The sequence below is a fragment of the Xanthomonas sp. WHRI 10207 genome (assembly GCF_040202975.1).
In the GTDB taxonomy this organism is placed as follows: Bacteria; Pseudomonadota; Gammaproteobacteria; order Xanthomonadales; family Xanthomonadaceae; genus Xanthomonas.
Genome location: NZ_JBEGDX010000002.1, coordinates 279,754 through 299,886 on the forward strand (window position 1 = coordinate 279,754; position 20,133 = coordinate 299,886).

Here is a 20,133-nt window from a genome sequence, read left to right on the forward strand (position 1 = left end):
GCCTGACCGCTGCCTAGGCTTTGGGTCCCCAATCCAAGGAAGCTTTCCCATGCCGACTCTTCGCATGCGTATCACCGGCACCGACGACGACGCACGTGCCATCGCCAACCTGCTGCAGAGCATCGAAGGTATCGAGCACGTCGAAGAAGTGGACGACCTGATGCCGCATCTGGACGACGACGATTCCAGCTCGGCCGGCCTGTCCGACGACGAAGGTCCGGGCAGCCACGAATTCGAAGTGGAAGCCGGCAACGAAGCCACCGCGCAGAAGGTGCGCGACGCGGTGCAGGAACTGGCCTTGCAGCTGGACGTGTTTGTCGAATACGAAGTCGACGAAGGCTGAGCCCGCGTTGGGCGCGACTGCAGCATCGGTGGATGTCTGCAGTCGGCCTGCCTTTTCCCCGACGAAGCCTACGGCCCGCTGGCGCCTTGTTTCAGCGAGCGGTGCTCGCACCGGAGGCTTACAGCACGCTGGAAGCGACCTGGTCGAACAGCCCTGTTAACACGCGGCCATGTCGATGCACATACCAGATTGCATGCGCTTTGCAATTGCATGCGCTGTGCACCTGTGCCCTGCACTACTTCCCCAGCGCGGCTTTCAACATCGTACGACGGCGCCAATCACGCGCGGCTGGTGCGGCAGTGCCGCCCAGCCGCGCGCAGGTCAGGACATCCGGCGACGCCGCGCGCGCCAGCGCCACGCCTGCAACAGCAGCCAGCCGACGATCGCCGCCACCAGTGCCACTGGCAGCAATGCCGCAACCGCACGGATCACGAACGCCACGCTGGACGAAAACACCTGCCCGAACTCGGCAGCTGCCTGCGCAATCTCGCTTCTGCCCTGCTCCCCGCCGGTACTGCGGAAGTTGAGCGTCAGTAACTGGGTGCGGATACGGCGTTGCTGCTGCGCCGCTTCTTGCTGGGTTTGCTGCGCTTCGGCCTCGATCTCGGCCAGGCGCTTGGACAATGCAAGCAGATCGCTCACCGCCAGATCGCGACGTTGCTGCAATTCCAGCAGACGCGCGTGTTCTTTCTGCAGCCGCGCCTGTGCCAGACCGGTATCGGCAATCTGCTGGGCCAGATCCTCGGCGTGCGTGCTGCGTGCCGCCACATCGCCATGCTGGCCGGCCAGTTGCACCAGTGGCTCGATGCCCTCGGGCACCGTGCGTACGCGAACGCTGCCGCTGGGCTCGCGCCCACCATCCTGTTCCACCGCCAACAGCGCGCAGGTGCCGAACTGTGCGCTCTGGCAGGCTGCACGGACCGCCGCGATGCGCTCGCCGATCTGATCGGCCGGCAACTCGATCCGCACATCGTGTTCGTAAGCCAGCGCATTGCCCTGCGCAGCTGGCGGCGCCGGCGCCGGCGCACCGCCGTCTGCGGCCATCTCTCCCTGAGGCCGCGCGCATCCGCACAGGGCCCAGCCGACCAGCAGCGCGATGCCGGGCCAGCGCACGCCGCGCCTCATCGGCTGGCTCCATCGACCTGTTGCACGCGCAAGGTAGTCAGATCCAGCGCGGGCAGGCAGCGCACGTTGACCACGACGCTGGCTTCGCCGGTCTTGGGGTTGGCCCCCTCGCTGAAGGGCGCGATGCCGCACTGCGGGCAATGATGATGCTCGATATGGTGGTGATTGAAGCGGTAGGTGCCAACCGCCTCCGCGGCCGCCTGCAGGCGCAGCTGGGTGCGTGTGCCGAACCAGAGCAGACCACCGCGGCGACGGCAAAGCGAGCAATTGCAGTCGTAGACCTCGGTGATCGGCGCATCGGTCTCCAGTTCGAACGCGATGCTTCCGCAATGACAACTACCGGCATACAGCATGGGTCTTCCTCCTTGGAAAGCGCCACCTGACTGTGGCGTACAACGGGCAAACGGTGGGACGCGACAGCGGACATGGCAGCGGCGAGGGTTCACTCGCTACCGGCCGATGCCGGACAACGGCTGCGGCCGCCTTGGTGGGCGGCGCGTCGATTCGATCGCCACTCTAAACCAATGGTGGATGCGGACAACCGCACAGTTGCCTATGCTGGCGGATTGATTCCATCAGGACCCACCATGCGTCAACGCCTGCTTGTCCTCGCCCTGATCGCCGGCCTGAGTGCCTGCCAACAGCAGCCCGCATCGCCGAGCGCCGGCACCACGCCGCCCGCCGGCGCGCACGACGCGCACGACGCGCAGACCGCGGATGCGCGCTTTGCCGCGCTCTCCAAGCAGGCCCTGGACACCTGGATGCAGCTGTCGCCGGTCACCGCCACCCAGACCGGCGATCACCGCTTCGATACGCAGATCGACGATCTCAGCACCGCCGGGCGCCAGCGCAGCCTGGATGCCGGCAAGAAGCTGCTGACCGAGCTGGAGGCGATCGACATCGCCAAGCTGTCGCGCGAAAACCAGGTCGATGCAGCGATCTTGCGTAATCAGCTGCAATCGGAAATCTGGAATACCGAGGTCCTGCAGAGCTGGGCCTGGGACCCGCAGGTCTACAACGGCCTGGCCGGTAGCGCGTTGTACGGCCTGATGGCGCGCGAGTTCGCACCGCTGCCCGAGCGCCTGGCGTCGGCCACGCAGCGCATGGAAAAAATCCCGAGCATCTTTGCGCAGGCGCGCGAGAACCTGGACCCGGCGCGCGTGCCCAAGATCCACGCCGAGACGGTGGCCAAGCAGAACAAGGGCATCTTGAGCATTGTCGATACCTTGATCGCGCCCAACATCGGCCAGCTTGGCCCGATCGAAGCGGCGCGTGCGCAGGCGGCCATCGACAACCTGCGCAAGGCCGTGACCGAGCAGCAGACCTGGCTGGACACCGTGCTGGTGCCCAATGCCAAGGGGGACTTCCGTGTCGGTGCGGAAAAGTACGATCAAAAGCTGAAATTCGCGCTGCTGTCTTCGCTGTCGCGCGCCGATATCAAACAACGTGCGGAGTCCGAACTCAAGCGCGTGCGCAGCGAGATGTACGGCATTGCGCGCACCGTGCTCAAGGACAAACCGGGCGCACCGAAGCTGCCCGCCTCGCCGACCGACGATCAGCAACAGGCTGCAATCGAAGCCGCGCTGGAACTGGCGTATGCCGACAAGCCCGCGCGCGACAAGGTGGTGGACGAAGCCAAGGCAGCGCTGACGCAGTCCACCAACTTCGTGCGTCAGAAAGATTTGATGACGCTGCCGGATTCGCCGGTGGACATCATCCTGATGCCGGAATTCCAGCGTGGCGTGGCGGTGGCGTATTGCGATTCGCCCGGTCCGCTCGACAAGAATCTCAAGACCTTCTACGCGGTGTCGCCGATTCCCGATGACTGGAACGACAAGCAGGTCGATTCGTTCCTGCGCGAATACAACACCCGCATGATCCATCTGCTCAGCATCCACGAGGGCACGCCAGGCCATTACCTGGAAGGCTGGCACTCGGCCAAGTTCCCCTCCACGCTGCGCGCGGTGCTGCGCTCGGGCATGTTCGCCGAAGGCTGGGCGGTGTACACCGAGCGCATGATGCAGGAACAGGGCTACCTGGATAACGACCCGCTGTTCCACCTGGTGCAGCTCAAGTTCTACCTGCGCACCATTGCCAACGCCATCCTCGACCAGGGAGTGCATGTGGACGGCTGGGATCGCGACAAGGCGATGCACCTGATGACGCACGATACCTTCCAGCAGGAAAGCGAAGCCTCGGGCAAATGGGTGCGTGCGCAGCTGTCGTCGGCGCAACTGCCAACCTACTTCGTCGGCGTGCAGGAACATCTGGACACGCGCAAGGCGGTGCAAGAGAAGCTGGGCAAAGACTTCAACCTGAAGGCGTACCACGACAAGCTGCTGTCCTACGGCGCCCCGCCGGTGCGCTTTGCACGCGAGCTGATGCTGGATCAGCCGATTAAGTAAGCACTTCCTTCTCCTCGCGGGAGAGAGGCTTGCTCCAACAGACGGCTGAAGCGCTGACTCTCTCCCTTCTCCCGCATGCGGGAGAAGGTGCCCCGCAGGGGCGGATGAGGGTACGGGCGAAGCCTGGTGTGGCCGAACTAGCGAGTGGCTCCGCCCCGCACCCTCATCCCAACCCCTCTCCCGCTGGCAGAGCGGCTTACTCCAACAGACGGATGAGTCGCTGACTATCTCTCTTCTCCCGCACGCGGGAGAAGGTGCCCCGCAGGGGCGGATGAGGGCGCGAGCGAAGCCTGGTGTCGCCGAACTACCGAGTGGCTCCGCCCCGTACCCTCACCCCAACCCCTCTCCCGCTGGGAGAGGGGCTTGCTCCAACAAACGGGTGAAGCGCTGACTATCTCCCTTCTCCCGCATGCGGGAGAAGGTGCCCCGCAGGGGCGGATGAGGGCGCGAGCGAAGCCTGGTGTCGCCGAACTAGCGAGTGGCTCCGCCCCGTACCCTCACCCCACCCCCTCTCCCGCGGGGAGAGCGGCTTGCTCCAGCAGACGGATGAAGTGCTGACTCTCTCCCTTCTCCCGCACGCGGGAGAAGGTGCCCTGCAGGGGCGGATGAGGGCGCGAGCGAAGCCTGGTGTCGCCGAACTACCGAGTGGCTCCGCCCCGTACCCTCACCCCAACCCCTCTCCCGCTGGGAGAGGGGCTTGCTCCAACAGACGGACGAAGCGCTGACTCTCTCCCTTCTCCCGCACGCGGGAGAAGGTGCCCCGCAGGGGCGGATGAGGGCGCGAGCGAAGCCTGGTGTCGCCGAACTAGCGAGTGGCTCCGCCCCGTACCCTCACCCCAACCCCTCTCCCGCTGGGAGAGGGGCTAGATCTCGACGTTACGACTCCGGCGTGCGACCTCACTTCTCTCGCATCGAGCAATTGAGCACTTGAGCACTTGAGCACTTGAGCACTTGAGCACTCAAGCATCGTTCCCCTCACCCATCCGCCGCAACAAACCCGCCGGTCTGCCGCGCCCACAGGCGTGCATACAGCCCGCCCTGCGCGATCAGCTGCGCATGTGTGCCGGTTTCGACGATGCGGCCGGCGTCCATCACCACCAGGCGGTCCATGCGCGCAATGGTGGACAGCCGGTGCGCGATCGCGATGACGGTCTTGTTGCCCATCAATGCGTCGAGGCTGTCCTGGATCGCCGCTTCCACTTCCGAATCCAGCGCCGAAGTGGCTTCGTCCAGAATCAGGATCGGCGCATCTTTCAACAGCACGCGCGCAATGGCGATGCGCTGGCGCTGACCGCCGGAGAGTTTGACGCCACGCTCGCCCACATGCGCATCGAAACCCTGACGTCCTTCGCCATCGACCAAGGCATCGATGAAGCTCTCCGCGCGCGCCTTGCGCACGGCTTCGAGAATCTGCGCGTCGCTGGCCTGCGGCCGGCCATACAGCAGGTTGTCGCGGATCGAACGATGCAGCAGCGAGGTGTCCTGGGTGACCAGACCGATCTGCCCGCGCAGGCTTTCCTGCGTGACCTGCGCGATGTCCTGCCCGTCGATCAAAATACGCCCCTGCTCCAGGTCGTACAGCCGCAGCAGCACGTTGACCAACGTCGATTTACCCGCGCCGGAAGGGCCTACCAGGCCGATCTTTTCGCCTGCGCGCACCTGCAGATCCAGCCCGGCGATCACGCCGCCGCGCTTGCCGTAGTGGAAATGGACCTGGTCGAAGTGCACCTGACCCTGGGTGACCCGCAGCGGCACCGCATCCGGCGCGTCCTGCACGGTCAGCGGCTGCGCGATGGTCTGCATGCCGTCCTGCACGCTGCCGATGTCTTCGAAGATGCCGTTGACCGTCCACATGATCCAACCGGACATGTTGTGGATGCGAATCACCAGTCCAGTCGCCAGCGTGATCGCACCGACGCTGATCTGCCCACGGTTCCACAGCCACAGCGACAATGCGCAGGTGCCCACGATCAGGAACCCGTTGGCCACCGCGATGGCCGTATCCATGGCGGTGGTCACCCGTGTCTGCCGGCGATGCTTGACCGCAAGCTCATCGAGCGCGTCGTGCACATAGGCTTCTTCGCGGCCTGCATGGGCGAATAACTTGAGCGTGGAAATATTGGTATAGCCATCGACGATGCGCCCGGTGGCCTTGGAACGCGCGTCAGATGCCACCCAGGCACGCGCCTTCATGCGCGGCACGAAGAACGCCATCAACCCGACATACACCACCAGCCAGATCAGCAGCGGCGCCATCAGCCACGGGTCGGCCTGCGCAAACAACCACAGGGCACTGCCGGTATAGACCACGATGTACCAGAGCGCATCGACCATCTGCACCGCCGATTCGCGCAACGAGGTGCCCGTCTGCATCACCCGGTTGGCGATGCGGCCGGCAAAATCGTTGTTGAAAAAGCCCAGGCTCTGGCGCACCACGTAGTTGTGCATCAACCAGCGCGAGCGGTTGCTCAGGCCCGGGACGATCGCCTGATTGACCAGCAGATTGTGCAGGCCGGTGAACAAGGGCCGCGCCACCAGCGTGATCGCTGCCATCCATAGCAACTCGCCCGCATGACGACGGAAGAAGTCCGGTCCCGGTCGCTCGGCCAGCATGTCCACGATGCGAGCGAGGAAGTCGAACATCGCCACTTCCACCAGCGCCAGCAGCAGCCCTGCGACCAGCGTGGCCAACAGAATCGGCCACAACGGACGCAAGTAATGCAGATAAAACCGCCACACGCTGCGGGGCGGCATCTCCCGCTCGATGGGCGGAAAGATATCGATCAGGGACTCGAACCAGCGGAACATTGCACGCACTTCGCTAACACCGGGCGGTCAGGCTAGCCGATTGGGCGTCAAACCGCAGGCAAGTTCCGCCCGGGAGGTCGCGCTGCGGGTGCCCAGTGCTGCTGTGGATGCCGCGGCGCCGGCACTCCATGGCGCAGCCGTATCAGCATCCGCCTTTAGAGCGGCCAACACAGCTAGCGAGCAATCGTCAGGTGGGTGCGGGCGGCGCGCACAAAATCGGAGTGGACACGTGGTCCATGCCGCACCGAGCACCGAGCACCGAGCACCAGCCGCGCCCTCCTGACGGTGAGCACAGTCGGTCTGTTCGCTGCTCTTAGTCGCGAACGCGCGCGAGCAGCCGGTTGATCTCGACCAGATCGAAGTGACCCGGATCGAAACGCCCACCGAGCGTGGCAAGTTCCTGCACATGCTGCGGGTGATCCGGGTTGGCGATGATCTGCAGAAATTCCTGGTAGTCATCGATCCCGCCGCGGCTTTCCGGCGGGCAGGCATTGGCCCCGTCGATGCAGCGTGCCACGCGCAGCGCTGCATCCGGCGGCAAGACGGCCTGCACCTGCACCGTATGCTGCCAGCCGGCGCCGGCCCCATAGAAATAGCCAAATGCATTGAGCTCGCCCAGCGCGCTTTCCAACGTGACCCGCGCGGCATGCTTGAGCCGGGAGCGATCCGGCACATCCAGCCCGGACTCGCCATAGCGCCCGCCGCCAACGTCGAATTCGTACGGGTGCGCACCGCTCCAGCCCATCACCGGCTGCAGCACGCGATGCAAGGTCGCCAGCCGCACTGCACCGGACACCAGCACACTGCGCCACACCAGCGGTGCACTGCCCGCCAATGCGATCTGCAACTGATAGATCGGCACAGGAACCTGCACCGCCTGCTGGGCGGCCTTCTTTTTTGCCTTGGTCATGACGACTCGATGACTGATATCTGACGCCAGTATGGCGGCGGTGGCATGCTCGCCTCAATGCGCATGCACTGCGACCGCGACAGCAACCAAGCCGACATCGCTCCATCCTGGTCAAGCAGGTGCGTTCATTCCGAGCACGCAGCGCACAGCGCGGTGCGCTCGCGCGCGCTGTGCAGCAGACAATGCACAGCCTTCAAACGTCAGGCTTGCCCGCACGGCCAAGCAACCGACAAGCGATGCCTCTCACCAGCGACGCAGCTGCCGCGCCATCGCAAGCAGCTGCCGGCGCTCAGCGCTGTTGCAGGCTCGGCACCGCGTCGGTCACGTTGGCGTGGCGACGCATGATCCAGTTGAACAGCGGCGTGGCCATCAGCGTGGACAGGATCGCCATCAACACCAGCACCGAGAACAGGCCCTGCTCGATCACCCCGGCCTGCAAACCGATATTGATGATGATCAGCTCCATCAGGCCGCGTGCATTCATCAGCGAGCCGATCGCCATTGCATCGCGGTTATTTTCGCCGGTGGCGCGCGCCGCAGCCCAGCAGGCCACGCCCTTGCCGATGAACGATGCCGCCAGGATGGCGACACCGGCCAGCATGATCTGCGGCTGCAGCAACACGCTGAGCTGGGTTTTCAGGCCCGAATAGGTGAAGAACAACGGCAGCAGCAACACCACCACAAACGGCTGCATCATCTCGCGCAGCTTCTCGGTCAATGCGCCCTTGGGCAGGCAGACGCCCAGCAGGAAGCCACCGAACACGGCATGGATACCGATCGCATCCATCGCCCAGGCGCTGAGGCAGAACAGCATCAGCACGATCGCCAGCATGCTGTTGCTGAGCGGCTGATCCGGCACGACATGATCGGCCAGGCGACGCAGCAGATGCCGGCCGACAAACAGCATGAACAGCGCATAGGCAACGCCGCCACCGATGGCCAGGTAGGCACTACCCCAGCTGCCGCCAAAGCTGGCCAGCACCACCGCCAGAATGCACCACGCCGCCGCATCGTCGAACGCGCCGGCGGTCAGCGCCAACGTGCCCAACGGGCTATTGGTCAGGCCACGCTCGTGGATGATGCGCGCCAGCATCGGGAATGCGGTGATCGCAATGGCCGCGCCCAGGAACAGCGAGGCTTCCATGAGCTTGGCCTTTTCCGAGAACAGGCCTTCCACATTGAGCAACCACGGGCACATCGCAAATGCCAGCGCAAACGGCACTGCGATACCGGCCAGCGACACGCTCATCGCGCTGCGATAGCGCGCACGGAAGTGATCGCCGCGGAAGTCGGTACCGACCAGAAACATGTACAAGCCCACGCCAAACTGCGCGAACACGTACAGCACATCCATGGTCTGCTTGGGGAACAACGCTGCCTGCGCACCCGGTGCCAACAGGCCGAACAACGATGGCCCCAGCATCACGCCGGCGATCATCTCGCCCACCACCTGAGGCTGCCCGAGGCGCTTGGCCAGCATGCCGACCAACCGGCATACCAGCAGGATCGCTGCAGCCTGCAGAAAAAAATACACCGACATCTGCGGAGTGGTCATGCGTATGGGGACATCCCTGAGAAGTGCGCGGATCATAGCGAGCCGCGCCGGTGGACGGTAGCCGTATGGCCACCGAGCGCGGTATTTCCGCGCCAGCAGGCCAATTCAGCTGTTCTGGATGGACACGGCACCCCTCCGCTTGGCGGTGAGCGCACCGCACAGCAGATGCGCTGGCGCCGCACTCAGACGCGTATCACTGCGATGAGGGCGATGCCGCCGGCACCGGGGTCAGCACCAGATCCTGAAAATCGAAACTGAAATCGGTCAACGGCGAGATCGCCTCCATGCGCATTTCGCGCACTGCGCCGTCCGCAGTGAGTGCGAAGTTGACGAAGGCATCGGCGTTCAAGGAACGGTCGTCCCAGCGCACGATAAAGCTGTCGTGCTGCCAGTGCTCCAGCGTGCCGATCAGCTGCGCCGTCTTGGCAAACTGCAGCCGCAACCGCTTGCCGTCCTTGCGGATCACCACGTCGCCATACCACGGGTCGCGATAGGTGGCCGCATAACCGCGCAGCGGCAACGACGGCGTCGAGCGTGCGGTGCGTGCATCCTGATGCTTCTTCCAGCTGGTGTCGGCATCGCTGTCGGCCTTGGCCACGGCCTTGGCGTACGCGTCGGTCCAGTCGGTGGACGGCACCTGCAAGAACGCATCCAGCACCTGCAGCGTCACCGCGTTGAACGCCGCACCCACTTCCTGATTGGTCAGCACCACTACACCCAATTTCTGGTCGGGTACCAGGGTCAGGCGCGACACCATGCCGGGCCAGCCGCCGGTGTGCCACACCAGCCGATGGCCACGATAGTCGCTCAGGCTCCAGCCTTCGCCGTAACCGGCAAAGTTGGGGCGTGCCGCCGCCAGCTCCGGCACCGCCGGGTCGGCGATCGCGATCGGTGTGATCATCGACCACATCTCCTGCTGCCGTTTGGCGCTGAACAACGCTTTCCCATCGGGCAATACCCCACCGGCCAATTGCACGTTCATCCACAACGCCATGTCGTGCGCACTGGAATAGATGCCGCCGGCACCGGAATTGTTCGACCAGGTCAGCGGTGCGGCCGTGCGCAGCTCGGTGAAGTCGTACTTGGCATGGCCTACCGCCGCGGTGTCGCCGGGCTGCAAATGGTCGGCATTGAAGCGCGTCCCACGCATGCCCACCGGAGCGAAGATCCGCTGCTGCAAAAACGCGGCATAGGACTGCCCGGAGACCTGTTCGATCACCTTCTGCGCGACGGCGTACAAGATATTGTCGTACGCGTAGCGGTCACGAAACCCGCCTTTCAACGGCACCTTGGCCAGGCGCTGCACGACCTCTTCGGTGCTGTAGCTGGTGGTCGGCCAGAACAACAGATCGCCGGCACCCAGGCTCAGCCCGCTGCGGTGCGCAAGCAGGTCGCGCACGCGCATTTCACCGCTGACATAAGGGTCGGACATCCGAAACCACGGCAGGTGGTCGATGACCTTGTCGTCTAGCGACAGCTTGCCCTCGTCGGCCAGAATCGACAGCGACGCGGCAGTAAACGCCTTGGTGTTGGAGGCGATCGCAAACAATGTGTCTGCATGCACTGGCTCGGGTTTGCCGATCTCGCGCACGCCGTAGCCGCGCTCCAGCACTACCTGACCATCCTTGACGATGGCCACCGCAATGCCGGGCACATCGAACTGCTTGCGCACCCGTTCCATCTGCGTATCGAACTGCTGCATGCCGGCCGGTAGCTCGGCCGCGTGCGTTGTTGTCACCAGGGTTGCCAGCATCAGCACGCCTCCCGTCAGCCATCCGTTCAAGGTCATTCTCACGCTCTCTTAGTGTCGATCAGATTGCGACGCTGGCACTGTCCAACAACAGCGGCAGCGGCGTTACCAGCACGCCGTTGGCATCGGCGTACAACCAATGACCGGGCACGAACGGGACACCGGCAAAGTTCACCGGCACATCCACATCGCCCAGATCGCGTCGCTCGGTGCGCCGTGGGCAGGCAGCCAGTGCCAGCACGCCCAGCGGCAGCGTGGCCAGGATCTCGACATCGCGCACACAGCCATGGACCAACACGCCGGCCCAGCCATTGGCCACCGCCTGCGCCGCGATCTGGTCGCCCAGCAGCGCGTGCTTCAACGAGCCCTGGCCGTCCACCACCAGTACCCGCCCATCGCCCGGCGTGGCGGCCAGCTCGCGCACGCGTGAGTTGTCTTCGAAACAGCGCACCGTCGCGATCGGCCCGGAGAACACGCTGCGCCCGCCAAAGTGGCGGAACAACGGCTCGGCAACGGTCACCTCGGGAAAGCGGTCACACAGATCGGGCGTGGTCCAGGTCATCGGTGCGGTCTCAAGCGGCTGAGCAGGCATGGTAGCCGGCTGCGGTGGGGTCCGGGTGTCGGTTGATGTCGTCTCGGCGCTGACTGCTCGGCAGCCTCCTGCTGCGCTGGCATCGCGTAGAACGACCGACAGACGACTGCGGCCACCGGTAGGCGCGCGTGGATCGGGCTTGATCGGGATATCGGGCTTTGCGGTAAAGATTCGCTGGCGCTACCGTCCTCGCTTGGTGCCGCGCCAACGGTGCAATGCCGGTCGCACGTCATCGCGACCTGCGTCATGGGAACGCTAGCGAAGATGCCGCTTGGCTGTGCGTCGTCGCGCAGACTGGCACGGCGAGCGCTGCCGTTGGCCGCATCGCCAGCCGGCGGCTTCGCTGTCACACGTCATCCAATCCGGCTACGCCACGCGATAGGCTGTGACTGCCACTCCGCGCCGCACCACTGCGCCACCTCATCGTGCACACCTTTGCCAGCGAGTTTCTCTGCGATGTCTGATCTGTTCGCTTCCGCACCGCCCGTCCTGGACGGCATCCATGTCGGTATCGGCGGCTGGGTGTATGCGCCATGGCGCGCAGGAATGTTCTATCCCGAAGGCCTGGTGCAGCGGCGCGAGCTGGAATACGCCAGCCGCCAGGTCACTGCCATCGAAATCAACGGCACCTACTACGGCGCGCAGAAACCGGCAACCTATGCGAAATGGCGCGATGACGTGCCGCCCGGCTTCGTGTTTTCTGCCAAGGCGCCGCGGCACATTACCCAGTCACGCACACTGGCGGGCACCAAGGCGCAGGTGGACGACTTCGTCGGCGGCATTGTCGAGCTCGGCGATACCCTGGGGCCGCTGGTGTGGCAATTCGAGCAAGGACATCGGCTGCAGGCCGACGACCTGGAAGCCTTTCTGGCGTTGCTGCCTCAACGCGCAGGCGGTCGCACGCTGCGGCATGTGCTCGAAATTCGCGACCCTGCGGCGGTGAATGCGTCACTACTTGCGCAGGTGCGCCGCCACGGCGTGGCCACCGTATTCACCGATTCGGACGAACATCCCTCCTTCGCCGATCTCTCCACCGATTTCGTTTACGCGCGTCTGATGCGTAGCCAGGCACGTCTGCATGCCGGTTATCCGGCGCCGGCATTGAAGCGCTGGGCCGAGCGGATCCAGGCCTGGCGACGCGGCGACGACCCGGCCGACCTGCCGCATATCGACTCCACGCCACAGGCCACAAATACGCCGCGCGAAGTGTTCGTGTTCTTCATCAGTGCGGCGAAGGAGCGCAATCCGGCTGCGGCGATGGCGCTATTGAAAGAACTGTCTGCTGGATGACGTGTTGCTGGCAGCGATATCCCCTGGCCGGCTGGCGTGTGTGGCGAACACGTTTTTGAGCAGCCAACAAAACGACTGCGCTCACCACCAGGCGGGCGCGGCCGGTGTGGCATGGACCAGGCGTACACGCGGTTCTGAGAACGCCGTCCGCACCCACCTGACGACTGCACGCTGCGTTTCGTTCGCTGCTTGTGGTCAGGCCACGAGTGATTGCGCGGATGCTTGGTCGACTGATGTTCGGCAGCGCATGATCCAGCGGCTATCTGCATGGTCTTGAGCAATGTGGTCGTTGGGCGCCAACGTCGTGAAAACATTACAACGTGCGTTCGGTGGGACGCGGCCTTCTTTGAGTTGCCAAGCGGCCTGCGCACGATTGAGTCAATCGCAGGAGTAGACCGTACCCTCACCCCTACCCCTCTCCCGCAGGAGAGGGGCTTAGAGCAGCTGAGCAAGATGACTTTGCAGCCGCTCGACGACCACGGTTGATGCTTGGTGCGGCATGTACCACGCATACACTCCGGGTCTGACCGCGCCGTCCCTACCCACCTGACGACTACTCGCCAGGTGTTGTCAGCCGCTCCAATAAGGCTCATTGCACGGCGCCGATCTGCGGCTTTTCGGCGACAATGGCGCATGCCCACGACCGACCTGCGCAAGGCGCAACTGCAAATTCATTTCTGCGTGCTGCTTTGGGGCATCACCGCGATCCTGGGCAAGTTGATCACGCTGCAGGCATTGCCGCTGGTGTGGTGGCGCATGTTGATCGTGGTGGTGGCCTTGGCCTTGTGGCCGCGGGTGTGGCGCGGCTTGCGCGGCTTGTCTGGCCGTGTGGTGCTGGGCTATTGCGGCATCGGCGCGTTGGTGGCGCTGCACTGGCTGACCTTCTATGGCGCGATCAAGCTGGCTAACGCTTCGGTGGCGGCCACCTGCATCGCCTTGGCGCCGGTGTTCACTGCCGTGATCGAGCCCTGGGTGACGCAGCGGCCGTTCCGCCCGCGCGAGTTGCTGTTCGGCCTTGCGGTGTTGCCGGGAGTGGCGCTGGTGGTCGGCGGCGTGCCCGATGGTATGCGTGCAGGGGTGATGGTCGGCGCGATTTCGGCCGTGTTCGTCGGGCTGTTCGGCTCTCTCAACAAGCGCATGGTCGCGCATGCAGACCCGCTCACCGTCACTGCATTGGAGCTGGGCGCCGGCACGCTGACCCTGACCGTGCTGGCACCGGCCATGCCGCTGCTGCTGCCATCGCTGCATGGCGATCTGTTGATGCTTCCCAGCCTGCACGATGGCGTGTTGCTGCTCGTCCTGTCGCTGGCCTGCACCCTGCTGCCGTTTGCGCTGGCGCTGGTCGCGTTGCGCCATCTCAGCGCGTATTCGGTGCAGCTGGTGACCAATCTTGAACCGGTCTACGCCATCGTGCTGGCCATCGCCCTGCTGGGCGAACAGCGCGAGCTGACCCTGCAGTTCTATCTTGGCGTGGCGATCATTCTGGGCGCGGTGTTTCTGCATCCGGTGCTGGAACGCCGGCGCAAGGTGGTGCACCCGGAGTTACTGGGCACCGCAGAAGCCAAGAACATCGTCGACTGAGCGAATGACACCACATCCCGCGACACTACTTTGGCCGACAGCGACCGCAGTGTCGCGTAACACCCGAGACCGACGCGTCGCAGCGAACGCCTGAGCGCTTCAGCGACCGGCGCTTACCGACGATGACGATGACCAAGCCGGCGCCCACAAGGTGCCAAGCGCAGCGTCTGGTCCGCTATTCGCACCCGGCGGGCCGCACGCGAACGCCCATACCGACTGCAGCGGAAGCACCCGATGGCGACCACTGCGCCTGCCATCCGGCAGCGCATCCGGCCGGCCGATTTACCAGTCGGTGCGCTGCGGCAGCAGACCGCGCAGTTCTGCATCACTCAGGTTGCGCCATTGCCCAGGCTTGAGCGCGGCAAGCTTGATGTTGTCGATGCGCACCCGCCGCAGTTGGGTGACCCGGTAGCCGAATTCGGACGCCATCAGGCGGATCTGCCGGTTCAACCCCTGCTCCAGCACGATGCGGAAGCCGAACTTGGCGATACGCGCGGTGCGGCACGGCAACGTGGTTTCGTTATGGATGCGCACGCCGCGTGCCATACCACGCAAGAATTCGTCGGTGACCGCCTTGTTGACCGCCACCAGATACTCTTTTTGGTGGCGGTTTTCCGCACGCAGGATCTCGTTGACGATGTTGCCGTTGCTGGTCATCAAAATCAGCCCTTCGGACTCCTTGTCCAACCGGCCGATCGGGAAGATGCGCTGCTCGTGGCCGACGAATTCGACGATATTGCCCTTGACCGAACTCTCGGTGGTGCAGGTGATGCCCACCGGCTTGTTGAGCACGATATAGACGTGCTTGCGGCCGCCGGGCTTTTTGGCCTCGCGCGCGCGCAGCGGTTGGCCATCCACCAGCACGGTGTCTTCGTCGCCCACCACCGCGCCGGTGCCGGCCACCACACCGTTGACGGTGACACGGCGTTCGCCAATCAGGCGGTCGGCCTCGCGGCGCGAGCAGAAGCCGGTGTCGGCGATATGTTTGTTGAGTCGGATTGTCATCGTTCGATTATCGGCGATTTACAGCCGGCAACGCACTTTTGTGCAGTCACAGCGTGGCGCGCGGCTCTGCCGACTGGCCCTATCCGGTCACGGCCAGCAACGGCTGTGGTGCGATCAGGTCTTCCAGCGGGCACGGACGGTGCAGGCTGAAGCCCTGCACCTGGCCCACGCCGGCATCGCGCAGGCCGGGGATATCCGCCTCCGACTCCACCCCTTCGGCCACCACTTCGATGCCCAGTGCCAGGCCGACCTGGGCAATGGAATGCACCGCGGCGCGGTCCACCGCGTCATGCGCGTAATTGCGCACGAAGCCGCAATCGATCTTCAGCACATCCACCGTGAATTGCTTGAGGTAGCCGAACGAGGCCAGGCCGCTGCCGAAATCGTCCAGCGCCACGTGGCAGCCCCGCGCACGCACGCTCTGCACGAAGCGCTGCGCATGTTCCAGATCGCCGATGACCGCAGTTTCGGTGATCTCCATGCACAGCTTGGGCACCAGCGTGGGATAGCGCTCGAACAAGGCGCAGACAAAATCGAGAAAGTCCGGCTGCGCGATCGATTGCGCAGACAGATTGACATGGCACAGATCCAGCGTCGCCACATGCATCGGGTTGTCGGCCAGTTGCGCGCACAAGGTTTCCAGCACATAGGCATCGACCATGCGCCCAAGCCCGTAACGCTCCACCGCAGGCAGAAATTCGCCAGGGCTCAGCACACGCCCATCGCGCGCGCGCATGCGCACCAACACTTCGTACTGCAGACGACCGGGGTCGCTCAGCACCTGGATTTTCTGTGCGTACAGCAGCAGCCGCTGTTCGGCGATGGCCTGCTGCACGGCGCTGATCCAGCCACCGTCATGCCGACGACGCGCCAATGCCAGATCGTTCTCGCCAAAACACCGAATCCGGTTGCGCCCTTCTTCCTTGGCCGCGTGACAGGCCAGATCGGCCGCAGTCATCAAGGCATTGACGTCGCTGGCGCCCTTGCGGATTTCCACCACACCAAAGCTGCAACTCGGCGTCAGCGGCCGGCCGCCCTGATGACTCCATGGCTGCCCGAGCACGCCATGCATGCGTTCCAGCAGGGTTTGCGCCTGCACCAGATCGGTATTGGCCAGCAGAATCGCGAACTCGTCGCCACCCAGCCGCCCCAGCCAGTCACCCGGACGCAGCTGCATGGTGATCACGTCGGCGAAGTGGCACAGGAACTTGTCGCCGACCGCATGTCCGAAGGTGTCGTTGACCAGCTTGAAATGGTCCAGATCCACGAAGCACAACGCATGGCACAGCTGCGGCGATTGCGGCGGCTCGATCAGACGCAGCAGTCGGCGCTCGATCTCGCGCCGGTTGATCAGGCCGGTCAAGGCATCGTGACGCGCGTGGAAGGCGACCTCGTCGGCCAGCTCGTGCGCGTGCGAGACATCTTCGATCACCGCCAGCACCAGCGTGGGTTCCTCCGGACCCGGCTCCACCAGCGAGGCGCTCCAGCGGCCCCACATCACTTCGCCATCGGCACGCAGGAAGCGCAGCTCGCCGGACTGCATCAGCCGTGGCCAGTCGATCATGCCGCGACTGTCCAGCACGATGTCGTCCGGATGCACCACCTCGGCCAGCGTGCGGGCCTGCAGTTCCTCCGGGCGGTAGCGCAGGATATTGGCCATCGAGGCGTTGGCATCCAGCACGTGGCCACGCAGATCGAACTTGACCATGCCCAGTGCGGCTTGTTGAAACGCCGTGCGAAAACGGCCCTCGTGCGACAGCAGATAGTCGCGGATACGGCGCATCGCCAGCACGCAGGTGGTCAGCACCAACAACAAGGTGGCAAGGCTGCAGGCCGCCATCACGTCGTGCAGCAGCCGCGCGCAGCGGATCAGCAGCGCCTGGAATTGCGCCGCATCGCCGCGCATGCGGCCATCGAGCAGATGCAGATCATCGCGCAAGGCCTGCAGCGCGCGCGGATCCGGCGTACTGGCGGCCTGCACGGAGGCGGCACGGTCGGCCAATGCACTCAGCTTCAACAGGTCGGCGTCGGTGTGCTTCCACATCGCGATGGCGTCGCTCAGATACGGAAAGACATGGCCGTAGCGGTACAGACGCACCATTTGCGGCATGTCCTCAGGGGCATTGCGGCCGGCCGCCAGTCCGGCATAGACCGCCGTCCAGGCGATCACCGGCTGTTCGACCGCCTCGCGTGCCGCGCGGTCGCCCAGCGGCACTTCCAGCGCGCGGCAGGCGGCCTGCAGATCAGCCGGATCGCCGCTCACCAGATAGCGTTCCAGCCAGTACACCGACTCCTGCTGGGCGTTGGACCAGTGGCTCTGGCCGACGATCCAGGCGGTGGCACCGGACTGGATTTCGATCGCCAGTGCCGAGAGCACGGCCATGCCGACAGCCACGGCAATCAGCAGTGCCAGAGGGAGCGTCAGCCAACCGCGCACCATGTGCATGGTCCGGTCACTGCGTGTGCTGCGTGCTGCCTGCGCCATTGCCCGTCCTCGTCCACCGCCGCCCGATGCGATTCAGGCGCCCAGTGGGCGCCTGAAGGCAGTAGCGGCCGTCATGGCCGAGTCTGTATGGCGGCGTCCGTTTGCCGGACGGCCGGCGGAAAAGGTCAGCCTGGCTGACCATCCGCCCTCTGCGGTCCCTGTCGGGACACGCTTGCTTACATTGCTAGGCTATGCCTGGAAAGGAATAGCGGCATTGACACCGGCTACGTGCGCGCTTCGCCGCGCAGCCGATTGTCAGCGGGGCTTACTCGCCGCGCGGCTTGGGCGGACCCTTACGGTGTGGCGCGCCGGCGCGATCCATCGGACGCCCCGGGCCGTTCGGACGACCGGACGGCTTGCCACCACGCGGGAAGCGCGGCTTGGACGGCGACGACGCCGCCTCGCCTTCTTCCAGCTTGCGCATGTTGAGCTGCTGGCCGGAGACCCAAACCTTCTTCAGGTGCGTCAGCAACTCGCGCGGCATGTCGGCCGGCAGATCCAGGATGGAGTAATCGTCCTGGATATCGATGCGGCCGATGTAGCGACTTTCAAGACCGGCTTCGTTGGCGATGGCGCCGACGATGTTGGCCGGCTTCACGCCGTGGGTGTGACCCACTTCGATGCGATAGCTCTCCATGCCGAACTCCGGCTCGCCACGCGGGGCCGGGTCACGACGCGGACGCTCGCTGCCGGCATCCTCGCTACGCGGCGGACGCGGTGCGCGCTCGCCGTCGTTGGCACGCGGGCCACGCTCGAACTTCGGCTCGAAACGCGGACGCTCGCCGCGGTCGCTGCGATCCCCACGGTCGGCACGCTCGGTGCGCTGCGGGGTGAACTCTTCGCGCGCGCCACGCACCGGCGGGGTCAGCAGGAACGGCGCATCGCCCTGCAGCAACTTGGCCATCGCCGCGGCGATCTCGATCGCCGGCACGTTGTTTTCGGCCTCGTAGCGCTGCAGCAGATCGCGGTACATATCGATCTGGCCACTGGCCAGCGTCTCGGTGATGCGGGTCATGAAGCGCGCCACGCGGGTGTCGTTGACGGCATCCACGCTCGGCAGCTGCATTTCTTCGATCGGCTGGCGGGTCGCGCGTTCGATCGAGCGCAGCATGCCCTTCTCGCGCGGGGTGACGAACAGAATGGCGTCGCCATTGCGGCCGGCACGACCGGTACGGCCGATGCGGTGCACATAGCTTTCGGTGTCGTACGGGATGTCGTAATTGAGCACGTGGCTGACGCGCTCCACGTCCAGGCCGCGAGCGGCCACGTCGGTGGCGACCAGGATGTCCAGCTTGCCGTCCTTGAGCTGGGCAATGGTCTTTTCACGCGCAGCCTGCTGCATGTCGCCGTTGATGGCAGCCGCGGCCAGGCCACGGGCCTGCAGCTTCTGCGCCAGCTCTTCGGTACCGGCCTTGGTGCGCGCGAAGATGATCATGCCGTCGAACGGCTCGACCTCGAGGATGCGGGTCAGCGCGTCCAGCTTGTGCAGCCCGCTCACCCACCAATAACGCTGGCGGATGTTGGCCGAAGTGGTGGTCTTGGCCGCGATGGTGACTTCGGCCGGGTCTTTCAGATAGGTCTGCGCGATGCGGCGGATAGCCGGCGGCATGGTGGCCGAGAACAACGCCACCTGGCGCTTTTCCGGCAGCTTCTTCAGCACCGCTTCGACGTCGTCGATAAAGCCCATGCGCAGCATTTCGTCGGCTTCGTCCAGCACCAGCGTCTTGAGCTGGGACAGATCCAGGGTGCCGCGATCCAGGTGATCGATCACCCGGCCCGGGGTACCCACCACCACATGCACGCCGCGCTTGAGCGCGCTCAGCTGCTGGGCATACGGCTGGCCACCGTACACGGGCAGCACGCGGAAACCGGGAATGGCTTCGGCATACTTCTGGAAGGCTTCGGCAACCTGGATGGCCAGTTCGCGGGTCGGGGCCAACACCAACGCCTGCGGCTTGAGTTGGTTCAGATCGGCGTTGGACAGCACCGGCAGCGCGAACGCGGCGGTCTTGCCGGTACCGGTCTGCGCCTGGCCGAGGACGTCGCGGCCGGCAAGCAGCGCGGGAATGGTGGCAGCCTGGATCGGCGACGGCGACTCGTAGCCAACGTTGGCAACGGCTTTCATCACAGCGTCCGAGAGGCCGAGGTCTGCAAACAGCAGCGGCGCGGAAGATTCTTGGGTCATGGGTAACTCCGGAGGCGCCGCACGGAGCCGGCAGGCGCAAAGCAGGGTATTGTGCGCCCTTACCCCCCTTCGTGTCGAAGGGTCGTGACGTTTTGTTCA

General features: G+C 64.9%; 14 protein-coding genes and 3 other RNA genes. 6 read left to right on the forward strand and 11 right to left on the reverse strand.

From position 1 onward, the window contains the following. The first annotated feature begins 49 nt into the window (after positions 1-49). Positions 50-343 carry a hypothetical protein gene (locus tag ABQU90_RS06810; protein WP_023903350.1) on the forward strand — a complete coding sequence of 98 codons (294 nt, stop codon included), beginning with the start codon at positions 50-52 and terminating at the stop codon, positions 341-343. A 321-nt stretch (positions 344-664) separates the two neighbouring features. Here the strand turns inward: ABQU90_RS06810 and ABQU90_RS06815 are convergent, their stop codons facing one another. Both ABQU90_RS06815 and ABQU90_RS06820 read right to left on the reverse strand, forming a co-directional pair. Then, complete coding sequence (locus ABQU90_RS06815) at positions 665-1,468, reverse strand: DUF4349 domain-containing protein (protein WP_323521225.1); 804 nt, start codon at positions 1,466-1,468, stop codon at positions 665-667. Continuing rightward, positions 1,465-1,821, reverse strand: coding sequence for a GFA family protein (locus ABQU90_RS06820; RefSeq protein ID WP_311240134.1), 357 nt, complete (start codon positions 1,819-1,821; stop codon positions 1,465-1,467). Before ABQU90_RS06820 ends, ABQU90_RS06815 begins: the two co-directional genes overlap by 4 nt. Positions 1,822-2,055: 234 nt before the next feature. Between ABQU90_RS06820 and ABQU90_RS06825 the strand changes: the two genes are divergently transcribed. Further along, positions 2,056-3,873, forward strand: coding sequence for a DUF885 domain-containing protein (locus ABQU90_RS06825; protein WP_323521226.1), 1,818 nt, complete (start codon positions 2,056-2,058; stop codon positions 3,871-3,873). A 975-nt stretch (positions 3,874-4,848) separates the two neighbouring features. Here the strand turns inward: ABQU90_RS06825 and ABQU90_RS06830 are convergent. From ABQU90_RS06830 to rraA, 6 genes are all read right to left on the reverse strand, one after another. After that, the gene (locus ABQU90_RS06830; RefSeq protein WP_323521227.1) at positions 4,849-6,681 is read right to left on the reverse strand and encodes an ABC transporter ATP-binding protein; all 1,833 of its coding nucleotides are present in this window, start codon (positions 6,679-6,681) and stop codon (positions 4,849-4,851) included. 162 nt (positions 6,682-6,843) lie between these two features. After that, positions 6,844-6,919, reverse strand: a non-coding RNA gene (locus ABQU90_RS06835) — sX9 sRNA. 75 nt (positions 6,920-6,994) lie between these two features. Continuing rightward, a complete protein-coding gene (locus tag ABQU90_RS06840; RefSeq protein ID WP_323521228.1) occupies positions 6,995-7,591 on the reverse strand; it encodes a plasmid pRiA4b ORF-3 family protein in 597 nt (198 codons plus the stop codon). Positions 7,592-7,880: 289 nt separating this feature from the next. Beyond that, positions 7,881-9,146 (reverse strand): cation:proton antiporter, encoded by a 1,266-nt coding sequence (locus ABQU90_RS06845; RefSeq protein ID WP_323518485.1) that lies wholly within the window; start codon positions 9,144-9,146, stop codon positions 7,881-7,883. 193 nt (positions 9,147-9,339) lie between these two features. Then, on the reverse strand, positions 9,340-10,935 hold the full coding sequence (locus ABQU90_RS06850) for a serine hydrolase (RefSeq protein WP_323521229.1): 1,596 nt from the start codon (positions 10,933-10,935) through the stop codon (positions 9,340-9,342). A gap of 22 nt (positions 10,936-10,957) precedes the next feature. Continuing rightward, positions 10,958-11,458, reverse strand: a complete 501-nt coding sequence (gene rraA, locus ABQU90_RS06855; protein ID WP_323521230.1) for a ribonuclease E activity regulator RraA — start codon at positions 11,456-11,458, stop codon at positions 10,958-10,960. Between the two features lie 486 nt (positions 11,459-11,944). On the opposite strand from rraA, the gene ABQU90_RS06860 reads away from it, so the two are divergent. From ABQU90_RS06860 to ABQU90_RS06875, 4 genes are all read left to right on the forward strand, one after another. Further along, entirely contained in the window at positions 11,945-12,778 is an 834-nt protein-coding gene (locus ABQU90_RS06860; protein WP_323521231.1) for a DUF72 domain-containing protein, read from the forward strand. A gap of 111 nt (positions 12,779-12,889) precedes the next feature. Beyond that, positions 12,890-12,965, forward strand: a non-coding RNA gene (locus ABQU90_RS06865) — sX9 sRNA. A gap of 312 nt (positions 12,966-13,277) precedes the next feature. Further along, positions 13,278-13,354, forward strand: a non-coding RNA gene (locus tag ABQU90_RS06870) — sX9 sRNA. 57 nt (positions 13,355-13,411) lie between these two features. Next, positions 13,412-14,359, forward strand: coding sequence for a DMT family transporter (locus tag ABQU90_RS06875; RefSeq protein WP_323521232.1), 948 nt, complete (start codon positions 13,412-13,414; stop codon positions 14,357-14,359). Positions 14,360-14,641: 282 nt separating this feature from the next. Here the strand turns inward: ABQU90_RS06875 and ABQU90_RS06880 are convergent, their stop codons facing one another. The 3 genes from ABQU90_RS06880 to ABQU90_RS06890 all read right to left on the reverse strand — a co-directional run bounded on the left by ABQU90_RS06880 (position 14,642) and on the right by ABQU90_RS06890 (position 20,034). After that, positions 14,642-15,364 carry a pseudouridine synthase gene (locus ABQU90_RS06880; RefSeq protein ID WP_323521233.1) on the reverse strand — a complete coding sequence of 241 codons (723 nt, stop codon included), beginning with the start codon at positions 15,362-15,364 and terminating at the stop codon, positions 14,642-14,644. 79 nt (positions 15,365-15,443) lie between these two features. Then, positions 15,444-17,849, reverse strand: coding sequence for a putative bifunctional diguanylate cyclase/phosphodiesterase (locus tag ABQU90_RS06885; RefSeq protein ID WP_323521234.1), 2,406 nt, complete (start codon positions 17,847-17,849; stop codon positions 15,444-15,446). 265 nt (positions 17,850-18,114) lie between these two features. After that, on the reverse strand, positions 18,115-20,034 hold the full coding sequence (locus ABQU90_RS06890) for a DEAD/DEAH box helicase (protein WP_323521235.1): 1,920 nt from the start codon (positions 20,032-20,034) through the stop codon (positions 18,115-18,117). Positions 20,035-20,133 lie beyond the last annotated feature (99 nt).

Excerpts from the sequence above, each read along its gene's own strand:
- rraA (WP_323521230.1), bottom strand. The coding sequence starts at position 11,458 with ATGACCTGGACCACGCCCGATCTGTGTGACCGCTTTCCCGAGGTGACC.
- ABQU90_RS06880 (WP_323521233.1), bottom strand. The coding sequence starts at position 15,364 with ATGACAATCCGACTCAACAAACATATCGCCGACACCGGCTTCTGCTCG.
- ABQU90_RS06825 (WP_323521226.1), top strand. The coding sequence starts at position 2,056 with ATGCGTCAACGCCTGCTTGTCCTCGCCCTGATCGCCGGCCTGAGTGCC.
- ABQU90_RS06875 (WP_323521232.1), top strand. The coding sequence starts at position 13,412 with ATGCCCACGACCGACCTGCGCAAGGCGCAACTGCAAATTCATTTCTGC.
- ABQU90_RS06815 (WP_323521225.1), bottom strand. The coding sequence starts at position 1,468 with ATGAGGCGCGGCGTGCGCTGGCCCGGCATCGCGCTGCTGGTCGGCTGG.
- ABQU90_RS06845 (WP_323518485.1), bottom strand. The coding sequence starts at position 9,146 with ATGACCACTCCGCAGATGTCGGTGTATTTTTTTCTGCAGGCTGCAGCG.
- ABQU90_RS06830 (WP_323521227.1), bottom strand. The coding sequence starts at position 6,681 with ATGTTCCGCTGGTTCGAGTCCCTGATCGATATCTTTCCGCCCATCGAG.
- ABQU90_RS06840 (WP_323521228.1), bottom strand. The coding sequence starts at position 7,591 with ATGACCAAGGCAAAAAAGAAGGCCGCCCAGCAGGCGGTGCAGGTTCCT.
- ABQU90_RS06810 (WP_023903350.1), top strand. The coding sequence starts at position 50 with ATGCCGACTCTTCGCATGCGTATCACCGGCACCGACGACGACGCACGT.
- ABQU90_RS06850 (WP_323521229.1), bottom strand. The coding sequence starts at position 10,935 with ATGACCTTGAACGGATGGCTGACGGGAGGCGTGCTGATGCTGGCAACC.
- ABQU90_RS06860 (WP_323521231.1), top strand. The coding sequence starts at position 11,945 with ATGTCTGATCTGTTCGCTTCCGCACCGCCCGTCCTGGACGGCATCCAT.
- ABQU90_RS06820 (WP_311240134.1), bottom strand. The coding sequence starts at position 1,821 with ATGCTGTATGCCGGTAGTTGTCATTGCGGAAGCATCGCGTTCGAACTG.
- ABQU90_RS06890 (WP_323521235.1), bottom strand. The coding sequence starts at position 20,034 with ATGACCCAAGAATCTTCCGCGCCGCTGCTGTTTGCAGACCTCGGCCTC.
- ABQU90_RS06885 (WP_323521234.1), bottom strand. The coding sequence starts at position 17,849 with ATGGCGCAGGCAGCACGCAGCACACGCAGTGACCGGACCATGCACATG.